At 33.1% G+C, this 17463-nt stretch carries 15 protein-coding genes; all 15 read right to left on the bottom strand.

From position 1 onward, the window contains the following. Positions 1-128: 128 nt before the first annotated feature. Positions 129-1934, bottom strand: coding sequence for an erythromycin esterase family protein (locus HMPREF9007_RS11255; RefSeq protein WP_008761894.1), 1806 nt, complete (start codon positions 1932-1934; stop codon positions 129-131). A 71-nt stretch (positions 1935-2005) separates the two neighbouring features. Beyond that, positions 2006-2638, bottom strand: coding sequence for a TIGR04149 family rSAM-modified RiPP (locus HMPREF9007_RS26295; RefSeq protein WP_128567850.1), 633 nt, complete (start codon positions 2636-2638; stop codon positions 2006-2008). A gap of 12 nt (positions 2639-2650) precedes the next feature. After that, positions 2651-3757, bottom strand: coding sequence for a UDP-galactopyranose mutase (glf, locus tag HMPREF9007_RS11260; protein ID WP_008761892.1), 1107 nt, complete (start codon positions 3755-3757; stop codon positions 2651-2653). An 11-nt stretch (positions 3758-3768) separates the two neighbouring features. Next, positions 3769-5694: a glycosyltransferase gene (locus HMPREF9007_RS26290; protein WP_128567849.1), complete on the bottom strand. Its 1926-nt coding sequence runs from the start codon at positions 5692-5694 to the stop codon at positions 3769-3771. 295 nt (positions 5695-5989) lie between these two features. Beyond that, positions 5990-6607, bottom strand: coding sequence for a hypothetical protein (locus tag HMPREF9007_RS11270; RefSeq protein WP_129593464.1), 618 nt, complete (start codon positions 6605-6607; stop codon positions 5990-5992). A gap of 12 nt (positions 6608-6619) precedes the next feature. Beyond that, a complete protein-coding gene (locus tag HMPREF9007_RS11275) occupies positions 6620-7708 on the bottom strand; it encodes a TIGR04149 family rSAM-modified RiPP (protein ID WP_008761888.1) in 1089 nt (362 codons plus the stop codon). 499 nt (positions 7709-8207) lie between these two features. Next, the gene (locus tag HMPREF9007_RS26280) at positions 8208-9680 is read right to left on the bottom strand and encodes an energy transducer TonB (RefSeq protein WP_128567848.1); all 1473 of its coding nucleotides are present in this window, start codon (positions 9678-9680) and stop codon (positions 8208-8210) included. A 179-nt stretch (positions 9681-9859) separates the two neighbouring features. Continuing rightward, entirely contained in the window at positions 9860-10483 is a 624-nt protein-coding gene (locus tag HMPREF9007_RS11290) for a hypothetical protein (protein WP_008761884.1), read from the bottom strand. Between the two features lie 69 nt (positions 10484-10552). Beyond that, positions 10553-11164, bottom strand: a complete 612-nt coding sequence (locus HMPREF9007_RS11295) for a hypothetical protein (RefSeq protein ID WP_022471922.1) — start codon at positions 11162-11164, stop codon at positions 10553-10555. 66 nt (positions 11165-11230) lie between these two features. After that, entirely contained in the window at positions 11231-11836 is a 606-nt protein-coding gene (locus HMPREF9007_RS11300) for a hypothetical protein (protein ID WP_008761882.1), read from the bottom strand. 21 nt (positions 11837-11857) lie between these two features. Next, the gene (locus HMPREF9007_RS11305; RefSeq protein WP_022471920.1) at positions 11858-12415 is read right to left on the bottom strand and encodes a hypothetical protein; all 558 of its coding nucleotides are present in this window, start codon (positions 12413-12415) and stop codon (positions 11858-11860) included. Between the two features lie 115 nt (positions 12416-12530). Further along, complete coding sequence (locus HMPREF9007_RS11310; RefSeq protein WP_008761880.1) at positions 12531-14264, bottom strand: erythromycin esterase family protein; 1734 nt, start codon at positions 14262-14264, stop codon at positions 12531-12533. 242 nt (positions 14265-14506) lie between these two features. Beyond that, on the bottom strand, positions 14507-15406 hold the full coding sequence (locus HMPREF9007_RS27750; RefSeq protein WP_277754675.1) for a hypothetical protein: 900 nt from the start codon (positions 15404-15406) through the stop codon (positions 14507-14509). A gap of 649 nt (positions 15407-16055) precedes the next feature. Next, on the bottom strand, positions 16056-16301 hold the full coding sequence (locus HMPREF9007_RS27745) for a hypothetical protein (protein ID WP_032850435.1): 246 nt from the start codon (positions 16299-16301) through the stop codon (positions 16056-16058). Continuing rightward, complete coding sequence (locus HMPREF9007_RS26850; protein WP_008761876.1) at positions 16298-17455, bottom strand: hypothetical protein; 1158 nt, start codon at positions 17453-17455, stop codon at positions 16298-16300. Before HMPREF9007_RS26850 ends, HMPREF9007_RS27745 begins: the two co-directional genes overlap by 4 nt. Between the last annotated feature and the right edge of the window lie 8 nt (positions 17456-17463).

Raw genomic sequence — 17463 nt, 5'->3', positions numbered from 1 at the left:
ATAAGCAAAATAATAGCAGTTAGCAATATATCTACCACTAACTTACTAGAATTCTGTGACATGTGCAACCTTCTCATTTATAAATATTAGAAATTTAATTCAACCAATGAGTATATAAATTATTATCCTTATGAAATTATCTTCAGACGTTTCTTTATATCTTCCAGAATTTTTAATCTTTGTTTATTTCTCATCAAAACTCTTTCAGCCTTATCAAACGTACTCATTTTCTCTCTATTGTCATTAGGTTCAAAAGAATTCTTGATAAAGAAAATCCCCCCATATCGTTGGTATAAATTATAAGGATAGAACTCTCGCGGAGTTTTTCTATCACCTTGAAAACGAGATAAAATGATAGTATCAAAATAAGATGTCATAGGAACATAAAGAACATCACTTTCTATTTGATTCAAAATAGATTCAATGCTTTCAGCAGGTGGACGCTGCAGTTCTTCTCTTCTCCTATTAAACTCTTGATCATAAATAGCCATACTACCATTGCCGGTTAATAACAGTAATGGTAAATAATCATCTGCATATTTACCTTTCATATACTTGCCAAAAGGTTCACAATGCACAACTGGGTAGGTTGAAACCGGATTAACATGCACACTATGTGCATAAATAATAGCCTGATTTTTAGAGAAAGATGGAAAATGATCCAATAGAAAGTTCGTGTTAACAAACATCACAGAATCACGGTTTATAAATCGCTTTACACGGTCACTCCCAATATTATAAGAAAGAAAAAGAATATGAGCAATACACTCTATTTCATCTGCAGTTAATAACTTTTGGAGATTGCTTTTGTGTGTTTGAAGATATTCAACCGCTCCCTTCCAATCTTTCTCCATCAGTAGAACTGATAACCGATCAACTTCCGGTATCTTCCACTCACGATTCAAATGCACTACAAAATCAAAAATATCTATTGCTGAGTTTTGAGCTGAATTGCAGACACTATTATAGTCCATACCCAACAATCTCACCTTAGCCTCTCTTTCCTTTCCTGAGTTATAACGCTTTAGCTCATTTATAAATTCCATTCTTTGCTCATCAAGAAGACTAAGTTCTATGGAGTCAAGTGCAAATTCATCATCCAATACATATCGGTTATAAACAAATGATTTTTCCATAGGTATTTCCCAAATTATCAGCTTGCAATCTTTGTTCTTCACACTCTCTAGCATCAGTTGGCATGCAAGATGGCGAATAGAGCTATTCCCATGTATAGATTCTCCTAAAGCTATGATTTTTCGAACTTCCATTACACAAGTTTTGTCACATAGATTTTCCGCACTTGATTGATAAGGAATATAATTAAAACCTTTCGGTAAAAGCAGTTTAGGAAATTCTCTAACAGGATATTCATTGATATTCTTATTCCCAATCATTATATCCAACTTGGAAAATGCGATATACGCTTCCGTATCAGTAACTCCATCTGCACGAATACGAATATTCATCATCTCTACTCCCTCTAATGATATCTTTTTTGATACACTGCTAAGAAAACTATCTGGAACAAATGTCATTGTATCTGAAAAAACACATTTTTCCTTATCATCAATCCCATCTATTAAAATAGAAACAGCTTTAATATTTTCTCCTTTAGCTTCAAATGTTACTAATCCTTCTTTTTCCTTATGAATAGGAAGTAGAATTCTCTGTTCAAGTTCCGTTCGAAGACAATCAGACGGAAAACCTTTAAGATATTTTTTTGCAAACAAAGTCCTGTTAGATTCTTTCATCTCAACATTTATGGAACAACCAGTATATGCTGCATTTTCCATCCATGGATATTCAATAACCATATCCTCCTCCATAGAAAAATGTAAATTATATGCATCTATATAATTTATAGGGAGTGGTTGAGCTACACAAGACGATAGTCCAAGAATGCATATAAAAAGACAATATATATATTTATTCATAAACGAGTAATTTAGAATAATTCTTATGACTCATTTAAATTAAAGTCATAAGAATTATATTATAAAAATATTCAATACCCCATTGAAGCCTTACCTTTTGCATATCCTTCTCTGATGCCTTGAGAAAAATATATCATCTCGTAATCTACATCTCCAAAGTCGCTTCCAGCTGATGCTGCAGCCAAAAATGCAGCAGCTTTGGCCCCAACATTAGCCCATGTACTTCCAGATTGCCCAGCTTCATATCCTAAATCAAAACCACTACAATACATCATATCGTAAATCTCTACTCCCGTTTGAGGCAATTTATTCGGATCATAAGTCGTCACATTGTTATCCGGTCCCACATAGCCTACTCCTACTACATATCCACCATTCCATGTTCCCTCCCAATAGAACAAATCATCCAATGTGTATTTTGGGCCCCCATAAGTTCCGTAAATATTAACATCAGGATAGACATAGCCCATACCATAAACCCAACCACCATACCAAGGACCTTCCCAATTATCAAAATCATATTGAGAGTAATAAGAACTATCACCAGAGCCAGGAAAACCGTAGTAGTCTCCACAGCCATTCCAACCACTATTATAATAATAGCCATCAGAGTTTCCACCGACATAACGGCGCATCTCTTCTTTTTCTAACACAGGGAATAGCTGACGCAATCCCTGAAAATTTGTTTTTGTAATCTTTTTCATAATTTATTAGTTTTATGATTCTAATAGAGCAACCATTTTTAATGCACGTTCTACTACCTGATCCATATTATAATATTTATATTCAGCTAATCTACCACCAAAGAACACATTAATTTGTTGCTGAGACAGTTGATAGTATTTTTCATATAAACGATTATTTTCTTTATTATTTATAGGATAATAGGGCGCTGTTCCTTTTTCAAATATAGCCGGAAACTCTTTAGTGATAACTGTATCTGGTTGACAGCCAAACTCAAAATGTTTGTGCTCGACAATACGTGTATATTGAATATCAGCATCAGTATAATTTACGACTGCATTCCCCTGAAAATTTGCTTGACCTTCAAGTAAAGTAGTCTCAAACCTTAAAGTACGGTATTCCAAAGTACCATAAAAATAGTCGAAATAACGATCTATTTCACCCGTATAAACGATGTTATCTGCCAAAGTATCTAAATATGCTTTATCTGAAAGATAATCTACTTCCAATAGTAAGTCTACTTTTGCCAACATTTTCTCAATAATCAAAGTATAACCTCCAACAGGTATCCCTTGATATCTGGCATCAAAATAGTTATTGTCAAAAGTAAAACGTACAGGCAAGCGCTGAATTATAAACGCGGGTAAATCTACAGCAGACCTCCCCCATTGTTTTTCAGTATACCCTTTTATCAATTTCTCATATATATCCCTCCCTACAAGAGATATCGCTTGCTCTTCCAAATTCTGTGGCTCCTTTATACCTGCTTCAATCCTTTGAGTCTCAATTATACTCAAAGCCTCCGCTGGAGTTCTCACTCCCCACATTTGATAAAAAGTATTCATATTAAAAGGTAAATTATAAAGTTTGCCTTTATAATTTGCCAATGGAGAATTCGTATACCGATTAAACTCTGCAAACGAATTTATATAATCCCATACATATTTATTGTTTGTATGAAATATATGAGCACCATATTTATGAACGACAATATCATTCACCTTTTCTGTATAAATATTACCACCAATATGATTACGCTTGTCTATAACAAGGCAAGTTTTCCTCTTCCTAGTCAATTCTCTTGCCACGACAGAGCCGAAAAGACCGCAGCCCACAATAAGATAATCATAATGTTTCATAGTCTGTAAATCTAACTATTCAATAATTGATGATATAGCTTTTCATATTGTTTTGCTATAATCCTTATATCATAAGATTCTTCTATCCGGGCTCTTGCATTAACCGACAATTCATCATTTAGCTTTGTACTACTGAGAACCCACTCAATTTCAGCCGCCAAATCTTTCTCGTCAGCATACCGGGCCAAGTAACCGGTTCTCTTATGTTCAATTATACTTTCCGGTCCGGTTTCCAAGAATGAAACAACAGGTGTTGCGCATGCCATAGCTTCCGTTACTGTCTGTCCAAAAGCTTCTTCTAATGAAGGAACAACCATAACATCAGCCGCAGAATACAAAGCTTGCAGAATCTGATGATCACGTATATACCCCATAAATCTAAAAGGAATATCCAAATCCAGTCTCTGACGTTCGGCTCCAAAAATGACAAGATAATATTCATTCTTATATGCGTCTGACAATGACTGGAGCGCTTGCAATAATAATGAAAAACCTTTTCTCCTATCATTTATAGCATTAGTAGCCCCATAAAGTATCACCTTTTTATCTGATGGAATATTCAAAACCTCTCTTGCTACTTCTTTTCTAACAGGGTAAAACTTATCAAGATCAAGCCCATTAGGAATAACAAAAACATCCCTCCCTTTTAAAAGAGTACTGTTTTCAACACACTGTTTCATCCATAGAGTTGGAACAACTATTACCATATCCATCTCCTTCCATGCCTTCTCTTTACGTTTCCAAATTTCATGAGACAAATCATCCATGTCTTCTGAGCCAAGTTTCGGACATTTACCACAACCGGTCAAGTATCTTTTACAATCCCCGTAATAATAACATCCTCCTGTCAATGGCCAACAATCAGCCAAACGCCAAACAATTTTCTTTTTTATTTTACCTAAGTCTTCAATCTTTATATATCCGGCATTTATCCAATGAATTTGCACTATTTTGGGATTAAAAATATCAATATACCTATTCACATCCGTACCTGCCATAGCAGGAGCAAACGTATGAGATGCCATATTATATGCAGGATACTGTTTTAAAGGCTCTAAATCATTATGATAGCCAACTTTTTCTTGCGGGCTTGGAATAGCCACATGAATATTGTCCAATAAGTTACCCTTTTCTCCCAAATTTGAATTTAAGACTAACATTTTAGAATCAATTCCTATTGCTCTCAATCCTAAATGTATCCTATGAGCAGCCCTAAATGCACCTCCTTGTCCTACAATAGAACTTAAATACAGTACATCTATACTATTCATCTTTCTTTTAGATTGTGCTCTTTCCTTTAAATAGTAGCAAATTGAATGAGCTTCAGATATAATATTATCTATAGAATTCTCTGAGATTTTTCCATTAAGCAACAATTCTATTTCAATAGGAGAACAAGGATTGATAATTGAAGAAGATATTATTTCCACTTCATCTTTACAATCATACAAAGAATATGTTTTATTTAAGAAGGATATTCCTTCCTCAACCAAACAATTTAAATTACTATCTAATCTTTCAATAATAAATTTCAGAAATAAACTTTCCCTTTTAGATATTATCAATGAATCTGAAATAATCTTCTTGGAAGATAGTTGTGGAACATATGAGAAACAACACTGCTTATCCTTTACAATATCATCAAAAGGCTCTATACATTCAATGTCTGAATCTACAAATATTCCCCCTTCACGATATAATATAAAGTAACGACTTATTTCTAATAGTAGTTTATTATTCAAATTATTGTCACAAAATGTGGCAAAGTGAGGAAATTCATAATGAATTAATTCTTTTATATCATGAAGACTCCAAAGTTTATATTGCCATAAAGGATGATTTTCTACCCATGATTGGGATAGATTTGAAAAAAAATCCGAAAACAGCGGTTGTGTCTCCTCCTGAATTTGATGTATTATTTTAGGGATGTTATGCATAATCTATTTTAGTATTTTAATTATATCGCTCTATCACTTCATTACTCTGATATAAAAGTGGGATGAGGAAGAGGGGGAGCATTAGGGGCTAATAAGCGTTTCCCATCAGCCACACCTTCCCGTACAATAGTATCAATCTTCACAGGATTAAATGTAACCCTTTCTGACATATTAGAATTATAAGAAATATCCAGATACTGTATATTCTTATGATTTAGACAAACAGATGACAAATCATTATGTGACAATGAAATCCGATAAAGAGGTTCACCTATATTACTGATACTATTCAATATTATTCTATCGGTTTGTAATACCTCACACTAATAGGTCCTACCAAACGCTCTCCTTCAGCAACGCCTTCACGTATTACAGTGTCAATTTGAGTAGGCTCAAAACAAACTTCAGATGGCATATGTAAATTATAAGAGATGTCTAAATAGCGTAAATTCTCATGGTTAAAGCAAGCTATAGTCAAATCATTATAAGATAAAAGAATCCGGTATAATGCTTCATGAATATAAATTGCTTGCAGATCATTGTGAGACATATCTAGCTCTTTTAAATAAGGAATCGACTTTTTCTTTATTTGCAAATCCCCTTTATATCGATTAAAAGAAAGATTTAGTCGTTCCAATTTTTTAGGCAAATTATCTATAACAATAGTATCCAACAAATTACAAGATAAATCAAGTGACTTGATATTATAAGCAGATAAATCCGGGAAATTGCTAATACTATCATTTGATAAATCATACACCTGTATCACTGAATCTTGAGGAAGCGAAAAAAGACTCTCTAACTTGGTCAACGCCCTTTCTTCCTGAGAAAATTCTAAAGAATGTTTTTTGTTACCAAACGTACATGCCGTTATAAATAACGAGAACAATGTCAGATAAATAGAACCTTTCATTTTAACCTGCATTTACTTACTATAATCTTGCCTATATTCCTCTAAAGCAGCATCAATTACCCCCTGATTATATTTATCCATATAATCATGCATATTAACAACCTGCTGATCACCTGAAACATAACTATATTTGCCATTTCTACTCTCAATAAATATATCTACGTATTCCTGATTATATCCCCATTCCTTTAATAAGTTAGCTGTTTCAGTTGGATCATTATGTGCTTGCTGTGCAGCATCAAAAAAACGCGCAACATGATTAGCATGTTGAGACTCATGTGCTAATACAACCACCAATGCCTCTTCTGCTGTATGTACTTTACTCCAATCATAATTCATATTATCATGTCTCAATATTTTACTCCACCCTTCATCATCCATAAATTGTTCATTAAAAGTAATATGGAAAGAATCACGAGACGGATAAGTAGTTTGAGCCACACTATTCATATCAGCCAAATCGAATGTCAAATGTATTACTCCATTATTAAAATAACTAAGCAAAGCTTTAAGTACAGAGTTACTTTTTAGAATATTCACCATCTGTTCGTTAAATACAGGCTGAGAATCTAGATTTAAAGTAAAGTTTCTTATATTGCCAATATCTACGCCGTCAGTCAAAGCATTGCCGGAACTATCTCCGGGAGCACTACCGGAACCTCCACCACCAGTTAAATACCCTTCGCCATAGTTACCATATCCATAGTAGTAACCATTTCCAGTATAACCGGGATAATATCCACCATAATTTCCATCCCAATTAGGATGTTCCAAAGGTTCATCATAATACCACCAATAAGGATACTCATAAGGATTGCCTCCAGGCTTATGCCCATAAATATATGTATCCGGAGCAACCCAACCCATGCCTTCAACCCAACCACCATACCAAGGACCTTCCCAATTATCAAAATCATATTGAGAATAATAAGAACTACCACTAGAACCAGAAGAACCATAATAGCCACCATCACCATTCCAACCACCAGTATAATAGTAACCACCAAAGGTGCCACCTATATAATGACGCATCTCTTCTTTTTCTAATACAGGAAATAGCTGTCGCAATCCCTGAAAATTTGTTTTTGTAATCTTCTTCATATTTAAGTTCTATTTATGGTTCAAAATATAAAAATTTCGAGTTGTTTTATTTTCCAGTTCACTTTTTGTCAAATGCCCCACTTCACCTGTCACGGAATCATAATATTTAAAATAACCATTTATGCTATTTTTTACGCCTGTGACAACAACATCATGCAATTGCTGATATGAAACACTACTCACCTGATCCTCTTGTTTTATCAACCGCATACAAACGGTTTACCTAGAACTACAGATTTGGTTATTTCAGACACTTCTCCTACTATTATTACATCAAAATAATCATCCAAAATATTTCCCAGTAGCTCATCCCTTATCACATATCTATTAATGTTATTATCTTTATAACTTTTTAGATCGGAAGTAATGGATGATACAGATAAATCTATACCTAATAACACTATCACAGAACAAACAATCTCTTTTATCGTCCTCATATTCAAATCCTAGTTGAAAATCACTGCATATTTCTCTTTCAAAATCACTAACCTTAAATACTTTACTTCAATTTAAACATAATAGGTATAGTATAATAAGAACGTACTGCCTTACCATTTCTTAATCCAGGTTTCCATTTGGGCATCTTTTTAATAATTTCTAATACTGCTTTCCGAAAAAAAGGATTCTTACCTAAAGGATTCCTATCCAAAATAAAATAAGGATGTGTTACTTCTCCGTCTTTTTCTACAATTACTCTTACACATAAATATTCTTGTTCATGTGATGAGGCATATACACTTGTCTGTTCCGCTAAATAATGAAGCAATGCCTGTTCTCCACCTGGAAATTCGGGCATTCTCTCTAATTTATCATAAACATGCTCACCGCTCAATTTTTCTTTTCGAACAATCATATTTTCATCTAATCGTGTTCTCCTGCTTCTATAGGGTAAAATATTAAATGTATCAGTATAACACTTCCAATCGCAATCCGCTGGAGGAGAAACAAAATTACGTGAATACTCCATTTGCAGATATACTTTCTGATAATCCGGTACATCTACTTTGTATTTTAGCAAATAAACCTTACCGGAAGCTATTTTAGCAAGCACATTCATTGAGTCAGTTGCAACTAATTCATATTTCCTTAGCTTATCCAATTTATATAGTTCATCGGCTTTATAAAACTTAACAAAGCTCCCTTGATCCAACAAAGACACTATTTCATTATACCGGAAATTCATCAGTTCTAAAGTAATTTCATTGTGAGCGGAATAATATACCCGAGCATCAACCTCCTTACGATGACCAATATAAATAACAGAATCCTGTTTCGGTTCAACAAACTCAATATAATCCTTAGGATCACGATACCAAAACACTCCATTAAGAGATTTCATATAGTGTTCAAAATTCATCTTCCCTTTATCATTGTAGAAAAGATACAAACAGATATACCCCCGAGTATTTTTCTGTATAACCATTACCTGACAGTTGTTATATTTATTTTCATATTTCTTCCACATTTTCAGAGGATAAGTAAGTACCGTATCAGCATTAAAGGCACTTCGGGCATAATCGGAAGATTTATAGCTGATTGGGCACTGATCCAATGAAAGATTCTGACCGGTATTCCAACGGAAATCAAATCGTATATCCTTGCAATGACTCGTATTTATTTCCTGTTTCAGATCAGGTAAAAGGTCTGCATCTATATACACAGAATCCCGACTAAAAACAGGAGGTATTTCAATAAATACAACGAAATTCTTATCCTTTGAAATAAGTTTATCTACAAAAATAGTCAAAGAAGCAGGATTGAAACTAGTATACTTCTCCGAATGAAAACATTCCAAATAGTCTTTTCCAGACCGTACTAAATCAAAATCAGCAGGTTGTGTATACTTCACTTGATTTCGACTTAAGGTATAAGCACTATGAACAAAAATATCGCCTAGTTCTTCATAACTTTGTGCATGTAACTCAAACAATATTTGTATCAATAAAAATACAACAGAAATTAATCGTTTCATTATCAATATCTAATTAAATTTATCACAATTGAATAACCATCTTTAATGCACGCTCTACTACCTGATCCATATTATAATATTTATATTCAGCCAATCTACCGCCAAAAACACATTACTTTGTAGCTTAGTTGATAGCATTTTTCACATAAACAATTTTAGTATTTTAATTATATCACTCATTACTCTGATATAAAAGTGGGATGAGGAAGAGGGGGAGCATTAGGGGCTAATAAGCGTTTCCCATCAGCCACACCTTCCCGTACAATAGTATCAATCTTCGCAGGATTAAATGTAACCCTTTCCGACATATTAGAATTATAAGAAATATCCAGATACTGTATATTCTTATGATTTAGACAAACAGATGACAAATCATTATGTGATACAATTATGCGATAAAGAGGTCCACCTACATATATGCTACTCAATGCATTATAGGATAAATCAATTTCTCTCAAAGCACATATTGTACCCTCCTTAATTCTCAATTGCCCACTGTACCTGTTATGTGAAAGATTTAGTATCTCCAACTTTTTAGGCAAAAAATGTGGAATAATTGTATCCAATAAATTACCAGATAAATTAAGTGTTTTAATAGTATAAGCAGATAAATCAGGGAAACTCACAATACTATCATTCGATAAATCATATGCGTTTATTACCGAATCAGAAGGTAATAAAAATAGATGTTCTAATTTAGTCAGTTTCTTCACTGAGACATGTTCCAAAGTTCCTTTCTTACTTCCTGCATGACAAGACAATAAAAAAAGAAGTACAAAAAATATAAGACCTGCATTTTTCATATTATTCCCTATTTATAATCATTTCTATATTCTTCTAACGCTGAATCGACAATGCACGCAATATTAAGTTTAATGGCTGTAATCATAAGAAACACTAATCGGTCCCAAAAGACGTTTCCCATCAGCAACCCCATCCCGCACTATTGTATCTATCCAAAGAGGTTCAAAGTTCACTCTCTCAGACAGAGAAGGGTTATAAGAAATATCAAGATATTGTAGATTCTTATGGTTAAAATTGGCATACGTTAAATCATTATATGACAATATAATCCGAAATAAAGGCTCGCATATATTTATTCTATTTACTGCATTATAGGATATATCCAGTTCTTTTAAACTAGGTATTGTATTTTTTCTTATTCGTACAATTCCACGATATAGATTATGAGAAAGATTAAGCCTCTCCACCCCTTTAGGCAGGAAAAACGGATTAATTGTTTCTAATAAGTTATAAGACAAGTCAAGCGATTTAATGGTGAAAGCAGACAAATCCGGAAAATTCACAATGCTATCATTTGACAAGTCATAATAATCCATAACAGAATCATAAGGTAACAAAAAAAGGGTTTCCAATTTTGTGAGCTCATTTCTAGGAGGTTGATCAGTTACTTCTTTTTTGCTCATCATTCCGCAGGATAATAATAAGAATGAGACTAACAATATATAAATTATATTTTTCATACTATTCAACATTTAAAATCACCTAATTTTCTTCTAAAACCAAGCCTAATAATTATGCAAGACCACTTATTCAATAACAATATCAGTCAGTGGTCCTAATAGACGTTTCCCATCAGCAACTCCATCTCGTACTAATGTATCTATCCAAAGAGGCTCAAAGCTTACCCTTTCTGAAATATCAGAATTATAAGAGATATCAAGATATTGTATATTCTTATGATTCAGATCAATAACATTTAGATCATTATATGATACATTTATACGGTATAAAGGAGGAGCTATATCTATTCTATTTAATGCATTATGAGATATATCCAATTCTTTTAAATAGGGGATCGTATTTTTCCTTATGAGTATGAAACCACAGTATAGATTATGAGAAAGATTTAATTTTTCCAACCCTTTAGGTAAAAAAAGTGGATTAATTGTATCTAACAGATTATGAGACAAGTCAAGCGATTTAATAGTGAAAGCAGACAAATTCGGAAAATTCTCGACATTATCATTTGACAGATCATAATGGACCATAACTGAATCATAAGGCAGCAAAAAAGGCTTTTTCAATTTAGTAAGTTCTTTCGTCAAAGGTTGCTTACTAGATTCCTTCCTAATCCCCATTCTACAAGATAACAAAAAGGGAGAAAATAATAATATATAAATTAAATATTTCATAGCATCTGTTATTTAAGATCATTAAAAATGATACCCAGCATTCTTACTAATTGGTCCTATTAAAGTTTTTCCTCCTGCAACTCCTTCACTTATAACTGTATCTATAAGTGAAGGTTCAAAACGAACAAGCCTATTTAAATGAATATTATAAGACACGTCAAGATATTGTATATTTTTTTGATTTAAACCAATAAAAACTAAATTATTATGTGATAATATTATCCGATATAATGGTTCGGTTATTCTTATGCTATCCAATGTATTATAAGATAAGTCTACCTCTTTTAAAGAGGGGATAGTGCATCTTCTTATATTTACAAATCCTTTATATTTATTATTTGAAAGATTCAGACGTTCCAATCCTTTAGGTAAAAGACGTGGAATAATTGTATCCAACAAATTGCCAGACAAATTAAGTGACTTAATAGTATAGCTAGATAAATCAGGAAAATCCACAATACTATCATTTGACAAATCATATATATTCATTACCGAATCAAAAGGCAGCAAGTAAAGTTTTTCCAATTTAGTGAATTCTCTTACTGACAGTTGCTGAATTACTTCTTTTTTATTTCTCATCCCACAGGACAATATTAAAAGTGAGACTAGTAATAGATAAATTATCTTTTTCATCATTAAAACATTCAGAGATTGATTTTTAATAAATAATTAGCTTAATTATAATATGTAACTTTTAGAAGGATATTTTTTTCTTCCCGAAATCAAGTTCCCGACTTTTATCCAAACACTTTTTAAATCGATTTATAAAGTCAAAATGCTCAGTAACTATATCCAAAGAAGCTTTCTTCAAAGGTTTAGTTTCCCTTATAAACAACGCACCATCCATTCTACAAGAAGGGTTCATCAGACTACTAAACTCCTTTGCAGCTATTCCTATATTTCGATACCACATTAGACAAGAGGGTAAGAACACTTTAGGTACATAAAAAAAATCCATCGAAACTTGACTTAACCAATATTCAAATGTATCCTTTGAATTTTCTTTTAAATAAGAGATATTCCATTTATTTCCTTTGCCCTCATTTAGAGTTTCACCACCTCCCACAAATATACCAACAACAAAAAAGTCATCGCCATAAACCCGTTTAGCGAAAGAACCAAATGGAGGATCAGAAACCATTCTTGTTTCCAATGCAGAATAATTAGCATGTCCAAAATGGCTATATACAGCAGTTTTCATGGCTTTATCTTTAGAAAACAAACCAAACAAAAAATCCAAATTCTCAAACATCACTTTATCACGTAGCGAAAAGCTTAAAACAGGCTGCTTTCTTGCTTGAATAATCGTCTGCAAACAATGTTCTAGAATCTTTGATTCATATAAGCCAATCTCATCCTTAAAATAATTATGAGATTGAAGAAAAGATATTTTTTTTTGATTTGAATCTTTTTCTTGTAATAATAACATTCGACAAAATTCAGCAATATAAGGATTGGAAGCAGTATGATTTACTGCTACTAGATATTCAAACAAGTCTAACTCAGTAAACCGATATTCATATTCATAATCTATTCCTAAAAGCCAAACTTTATTTTTCATTTTCGCATTATACTCTTTCAACCAAACAAAGAAATCAACCCATTCTTCAGAATATAATGACTGATCAAAATAAGGTCTGATACTATCGATATAAAAAGCACTATCTCCCTGTACGAAACGATTCACATAAAGCATTTTTTCCAAAGGCAGTTCCATTAATATTAGCCTACGGTCATCATATTCTATCCCATGTTTAAGTAGTTGAACCACTTCTTCATTGATTGTGGCACTTCCATGTACCGATTCTCCAAAAGCAACTATTTTCTTATTTTTAAAAGCATAATCAAAATCCGAATTCAACAAAGAATCACTATGGACCACATTTTTTTGAGAGAGCACTATGTCAGGAGAAGATAAAATAGGACAGTCTGCTATATTTTTATCGCCCACCTTCATATTTATTCTATCCAGCCATAAATTCTGCTGACTCTCTATTTTATCTTCCTTTGATTCCAAAAATCTCAATGTATCTTTTCCTGCAAATACAATATTCAGCTCCATCATAGCAACATCTACCAAAGAAACATTTTTCTGATAAGTATGCCAATCATTATATCCATTAACAGACAAAGTGTCCGAATAGAGAACTTTTTCATTCTCGCTAATGCCAGACATCACTAAATTAGCACTCTTCAAATTTTGACTCTTACAAGTTAAAGAAACAGTCATACTATCGCTATCTACATCAGGAAGAATGAAAGTATTATATAGCATTCCACATAAAATTGGATAAAATCCTGCAATGTTATATTGTTTGATTTGCAGTGGATACTTTTCTTTATATAAAGACGAACTATCTACTTGGACACGAGCATCAAAACGTTTCAGAGCTATTGACCAACCACTTTTTTCTGAAAAGTTCATCATATCCAAAAGTTTTTTTCTTGAAGTCTGAGAGTGTATATATGTACATGTACATAACACTATCACAAAACAAACAATGTTCTTCATATGTAAACAATATTAATACTACTTTTTTTCTAATATCAATTTATTCTCACTACTTTTAAATATGATTGTAAGAACTCAACTTATTAATACAATATCTCGCCATAAACAGAAAAGCAATAAACAACGACATATAGGTTACAAACTGATAATCTCTAATCCTAATAGTAGATATTTTCCAAAACATCCATATCCTTATAAAGGATGAGCTGACCTGTATTGGCATCATATACACTAAACCGAATTTTGCTATCAACACCATTTAGCATTGGCTTACTCCCTACAAATAAATTAGAAGAAGCGTCATATCCTTTTATTAATAAATCAGCTTGCATATCATTATGTACTTGGTTTATCTGCTTTTCAAGATAATCTGTATAATCCTTAACTACAGGAAGTCCCTTATGAATCTTTGTCAGTACCATTGCAACAACCTTATCTACAAATATATTCCACAAATCATTTGAAGAACTTCGTAAGTATTCAGGAAATGTACAATACTCTCCGACTCCTGAAAACGCATTAACATCATTACCTATATATCCCCAACCTTCTACATATCCACCATTCCATGTTCCATTAGCAACCATAGTATCATATTCTTCCTGCGTATAATAATGAACATTAGAATTAGGGGTTCCGTTACCACCCTCTCCATAATAGCCATAGTATCCGTAATAACCATAATAGCCATAGCCTGGATTCCCATTAATCCCTGGATTTCCATTATAACCTTGTTGACCACTAGAATAAGAATATCCGGCATTAGGATTTTCCAAAGGGCCATTAGGAAATATAGGCCAAAAATCTCCTCCACCTTGATTATGATTTGGATAATATCCATAAACTGTCACCTCAGGAAGACGGTATCCCGAGCCATCATAATAATAACCATTATAGCCTGTATAGCCACCATAATCAAAATAGGAATAGGGATTATTCCAGTTGCCATTCCAATAACCATTAGAATAGCCACCGACATAATGCCGCATCTCAGCCTTTCCCAGCATTGGAAACAATTGTTTTAGCCCTCTAAGGTCTTTCTTTGTAATCTTCTTCATAATATTGTATTTATCATTAATCTCGATTTACTGAATTAAGTTTTTCTTCTTTCGTGGAATAATATGAATTATGGAATCTGATTTAGGAGGTTCAATCACTTCAATATAATCTTTAGGATCACGATACCAAAACATACCTTTTAATGTTTTTAGATAACGATTCAATTTACATTTCCTCCTATCATTATAAAAACAATACAGACAAACGAGTCCACGACTATTTTTTTAATTACCACTACTTGGCAATGATTATATTGATTCTCATACTTCTACCACACTTTTTTAATGGATAAGTGATTACAGTATCCTCATTAAAGGCCTCATGAGCTATTTTGAGGATTTATATCCACAAACAATCTACAGACATATCATAATTATGTACTACTTTAATTTTTAATTCTCCATAATCTTATAATAGAATCAGCTTTTTCTTTACTAATTCGGCCAGGAGCACCTGGACCACCCTCGTAAACACAATACCATCCAACCGCATTATCACTATAAGTCAAGCCCGCCCATGGCCCCGAACGAGATGGGCGATAAAAATACATCACTTTTAAATTGACAGAATTCAATCCATCAGGGGTTTCATATTTTTCTCCATTACCATATACATCTAATTCACAATAAAGAGTATCATTAAAATAAGCTATTTGTTTATTAACATGACACGGATATGTTTTTTTTCTTGAGGGCCCCAAGCTGTTACTCCATCCCAAACTTTGAATGCTACCCAACTTGAATCCAACAACACAATACCTAAACTATCTCTAACTGAATTATATTCAATACCATAACGAGCCGTATATTTTTGAGGAGACTGACGTTTTAAGCAGCCACACAGCAACACCATTAATAATATTGAACAAAAAAGCATTCGTTCCATGTTTATCATAAACTAATAGTTTCAGACCAAGTCCACGTTTCACTTATTGTTCCTCCTAAACCAACACCCGAGTCCCGATCACAATTTGGAATAATACCATCATGGTATTTATGATCATGAGATACACGCAAACGCGTTGCGGACTCCCAACCGCTAATATTGGAAACTCTATAATCAAGTCTATATGTACCATCATGATTATCATGTATCTTAACTTCTGTGTAATACGATCCTAAAAACGAAGTTGCTGTATTCATTGTTATAACCCCATCAAGGAACTCATTAACATCATATGACCAAGTATGGTCTACATCTGTGAATGAACCGTCTTTTATATTTATGATAGCTTCATTACGTGCCTCTAATACCCCTTCTTGCACTTGAAGATCTTTAGTTGTTTTAGCATCATCTCCAAATACAAAATTTATATTATTATTTTCCATATTGATATCCATATTTGATGCGCCCAACTCAAATAGCCACATAGTAAATAAATCCTCCCAATCCATCTTATTCGGATCTGATTCAACCATTGGGTTTATATGTTCCTTTAATTCATCCAGATATTCTTGCAACGTTTTTATTGCATCAGGATGTTCCAATAATAGTGGAACTACTTTATTATAAACTTCATGAGCTAATTCAGCTGTTTCCGCAACTACAGTTACTAAAGACTGCTTTAAATAGTCTAACAAGTCTTTTACTATAGATTCTGTTGTATCAGTACTATCTCCGAGACTACCACCTCCTCCATAATAACCATTATCATAATAGCCATAATAACCATAATAGCCATAGCCTGAATTCCCATTAATCCCTGGATTTCCATTATACCCCTGTTGACCATTAGAATAAGGATATCCAGCATTAGGATTTTCCAAAGGACCATTAGGAAATATAGGCCAAAAATCTCCTCCACCTTGATTATGATTTGGATAATATCCATAAACCGTCACCTCAGGAAGACGGTATCCTGAGCCATCATAATAATAACCATTATAGCCTGTATAGCCACCATAATCAAAATAGGAATAGGGATTATTCCAGTTGCCATTCCAATAACCATTAGAATAGCCACCGACATAATGCCGCATCTCAGCCTTTCCCAGCATTGGAAACAATTGCTTTAGCCCTCTAAGGTCTTTCTTTGTAATCTGCTTCATTATATTGT

The organism is Bacteroides sp. 1_1_14, assembly GCF_000162515.1.
Lineage (GTDB): Bacteria > Bacteroidota > Bacteroidia > Bacteroidales > Bacteroidaceae > Bacteroides > Bacteroides thetaiotaomicron.
The sequence above is the reverse complement of the archived record's forward strand: the minus strand, read 5'-3'. Positions and strand labels throughout refer to the sequence as shown.

Coding starts and splice junctions, on each gene's coding strand:
- HMPREF9007_RS11295 (WP_022471922.1), bottom strand. CDS start 11,164: ATGAAAAATATAATTTATATATTGTTAGTCTCATTCTTATTATTATCC.
- HMPREF9007_RS27745 (WP_032850435.1), bottom strand. CDS start 16,301: ATGATAAACATGGAACGAATGCTTTTTTGTTCAATATTATTAATGGTG.
- HMPREF9007_RS11290 (WP_008761884.1), bottom strand. CDS start 10,483: ATGAAAAATGCAGGTCTTATATTTTTTGTACTTCTTTTTTTATTGTCT.
- HMPREF9007_RS26295 (WP_128567850.1), bottom strand. CDS start 2,638: ATGAAAAAGATTACAAAAACAAATTTTCAGGGATTGCGTCAGCTATTC.
- HMPREF9007_RS26850 (WP_008761876.1), bottom strand. CDS start 17,455: ATGAAGCAGATTACAAAGAAAGACCTTAGAGGGCTAAAGCAATTGTTT.
- glf (WP_008761892.1), bottom strand. CDS start 3,757: ATGAAACATTATGATTATCTTATTGTGGGCTGCGGTCTTTTCGGCTCT.
- HMPREF9007_RS11300 (WP_008761882.1), bottom strand. CDS start 11,836: ATGAAATATTTAATTTATATATTATTATTTTCTCCCTTTTTGTTATCT.
- HMPREF9007_RS11270 (WP_129593464.1), bottom strand. CDS start 6,607: ATGAAAGGTTCTATTTATCTGACATTGTTCTCGTTATTTATAACGGCA.
- HMPREF9007_RS11305 (WP_022471920.1), bottom strand. CDS start 12,415: ATGAGAAATAAAAAAGAAGTAATTCAGCAACTGTCAGTAAGAGAATTC.
- HMPREF9007_RS27750 (WP_277754675.1), bottom strand. CDS start 15,406: ATGAAGAAGATTACAAAGAAAGACCTTAGAGGGCTAAAACAATTGTTT.
- HMPREF9007_RS11275 (WP_008761888.1), bottom strand. CDS start 7,708: ATGAAGAAGATTACAAAAACAAATTTTCAGGGATTGCGACAGCTATTT.
- HMPREF9007_RS26280 (WP_128567848.1), bottom strand. CDS start 9,680: ATGAAACGATTAATTTCTGTTGTATTTTTATTGATACAAATATTGTTT.
- HMPREF9007_RS26290 (WP_128567849.1), bottom strand. CDS start 5,694: ATGCATAACATCCCTAAAATAATACATCAAATTCAGGAGGAGACACAA.
- HMPREF9007_RS11255 (WP_008761894.1), bottom strand. CDS start 1,934: ATGAATAAATATATATATTGTCTTTTTATATGCATTCTTGGACTATCG.
- HMPREF9007_RS11310 (WP_008761880.1), bottom strand. CDS start 14,264: ATGATGAACTTTTCAGAAAAAAGTGGTTGGTCAATAGCTCTGAAACGT.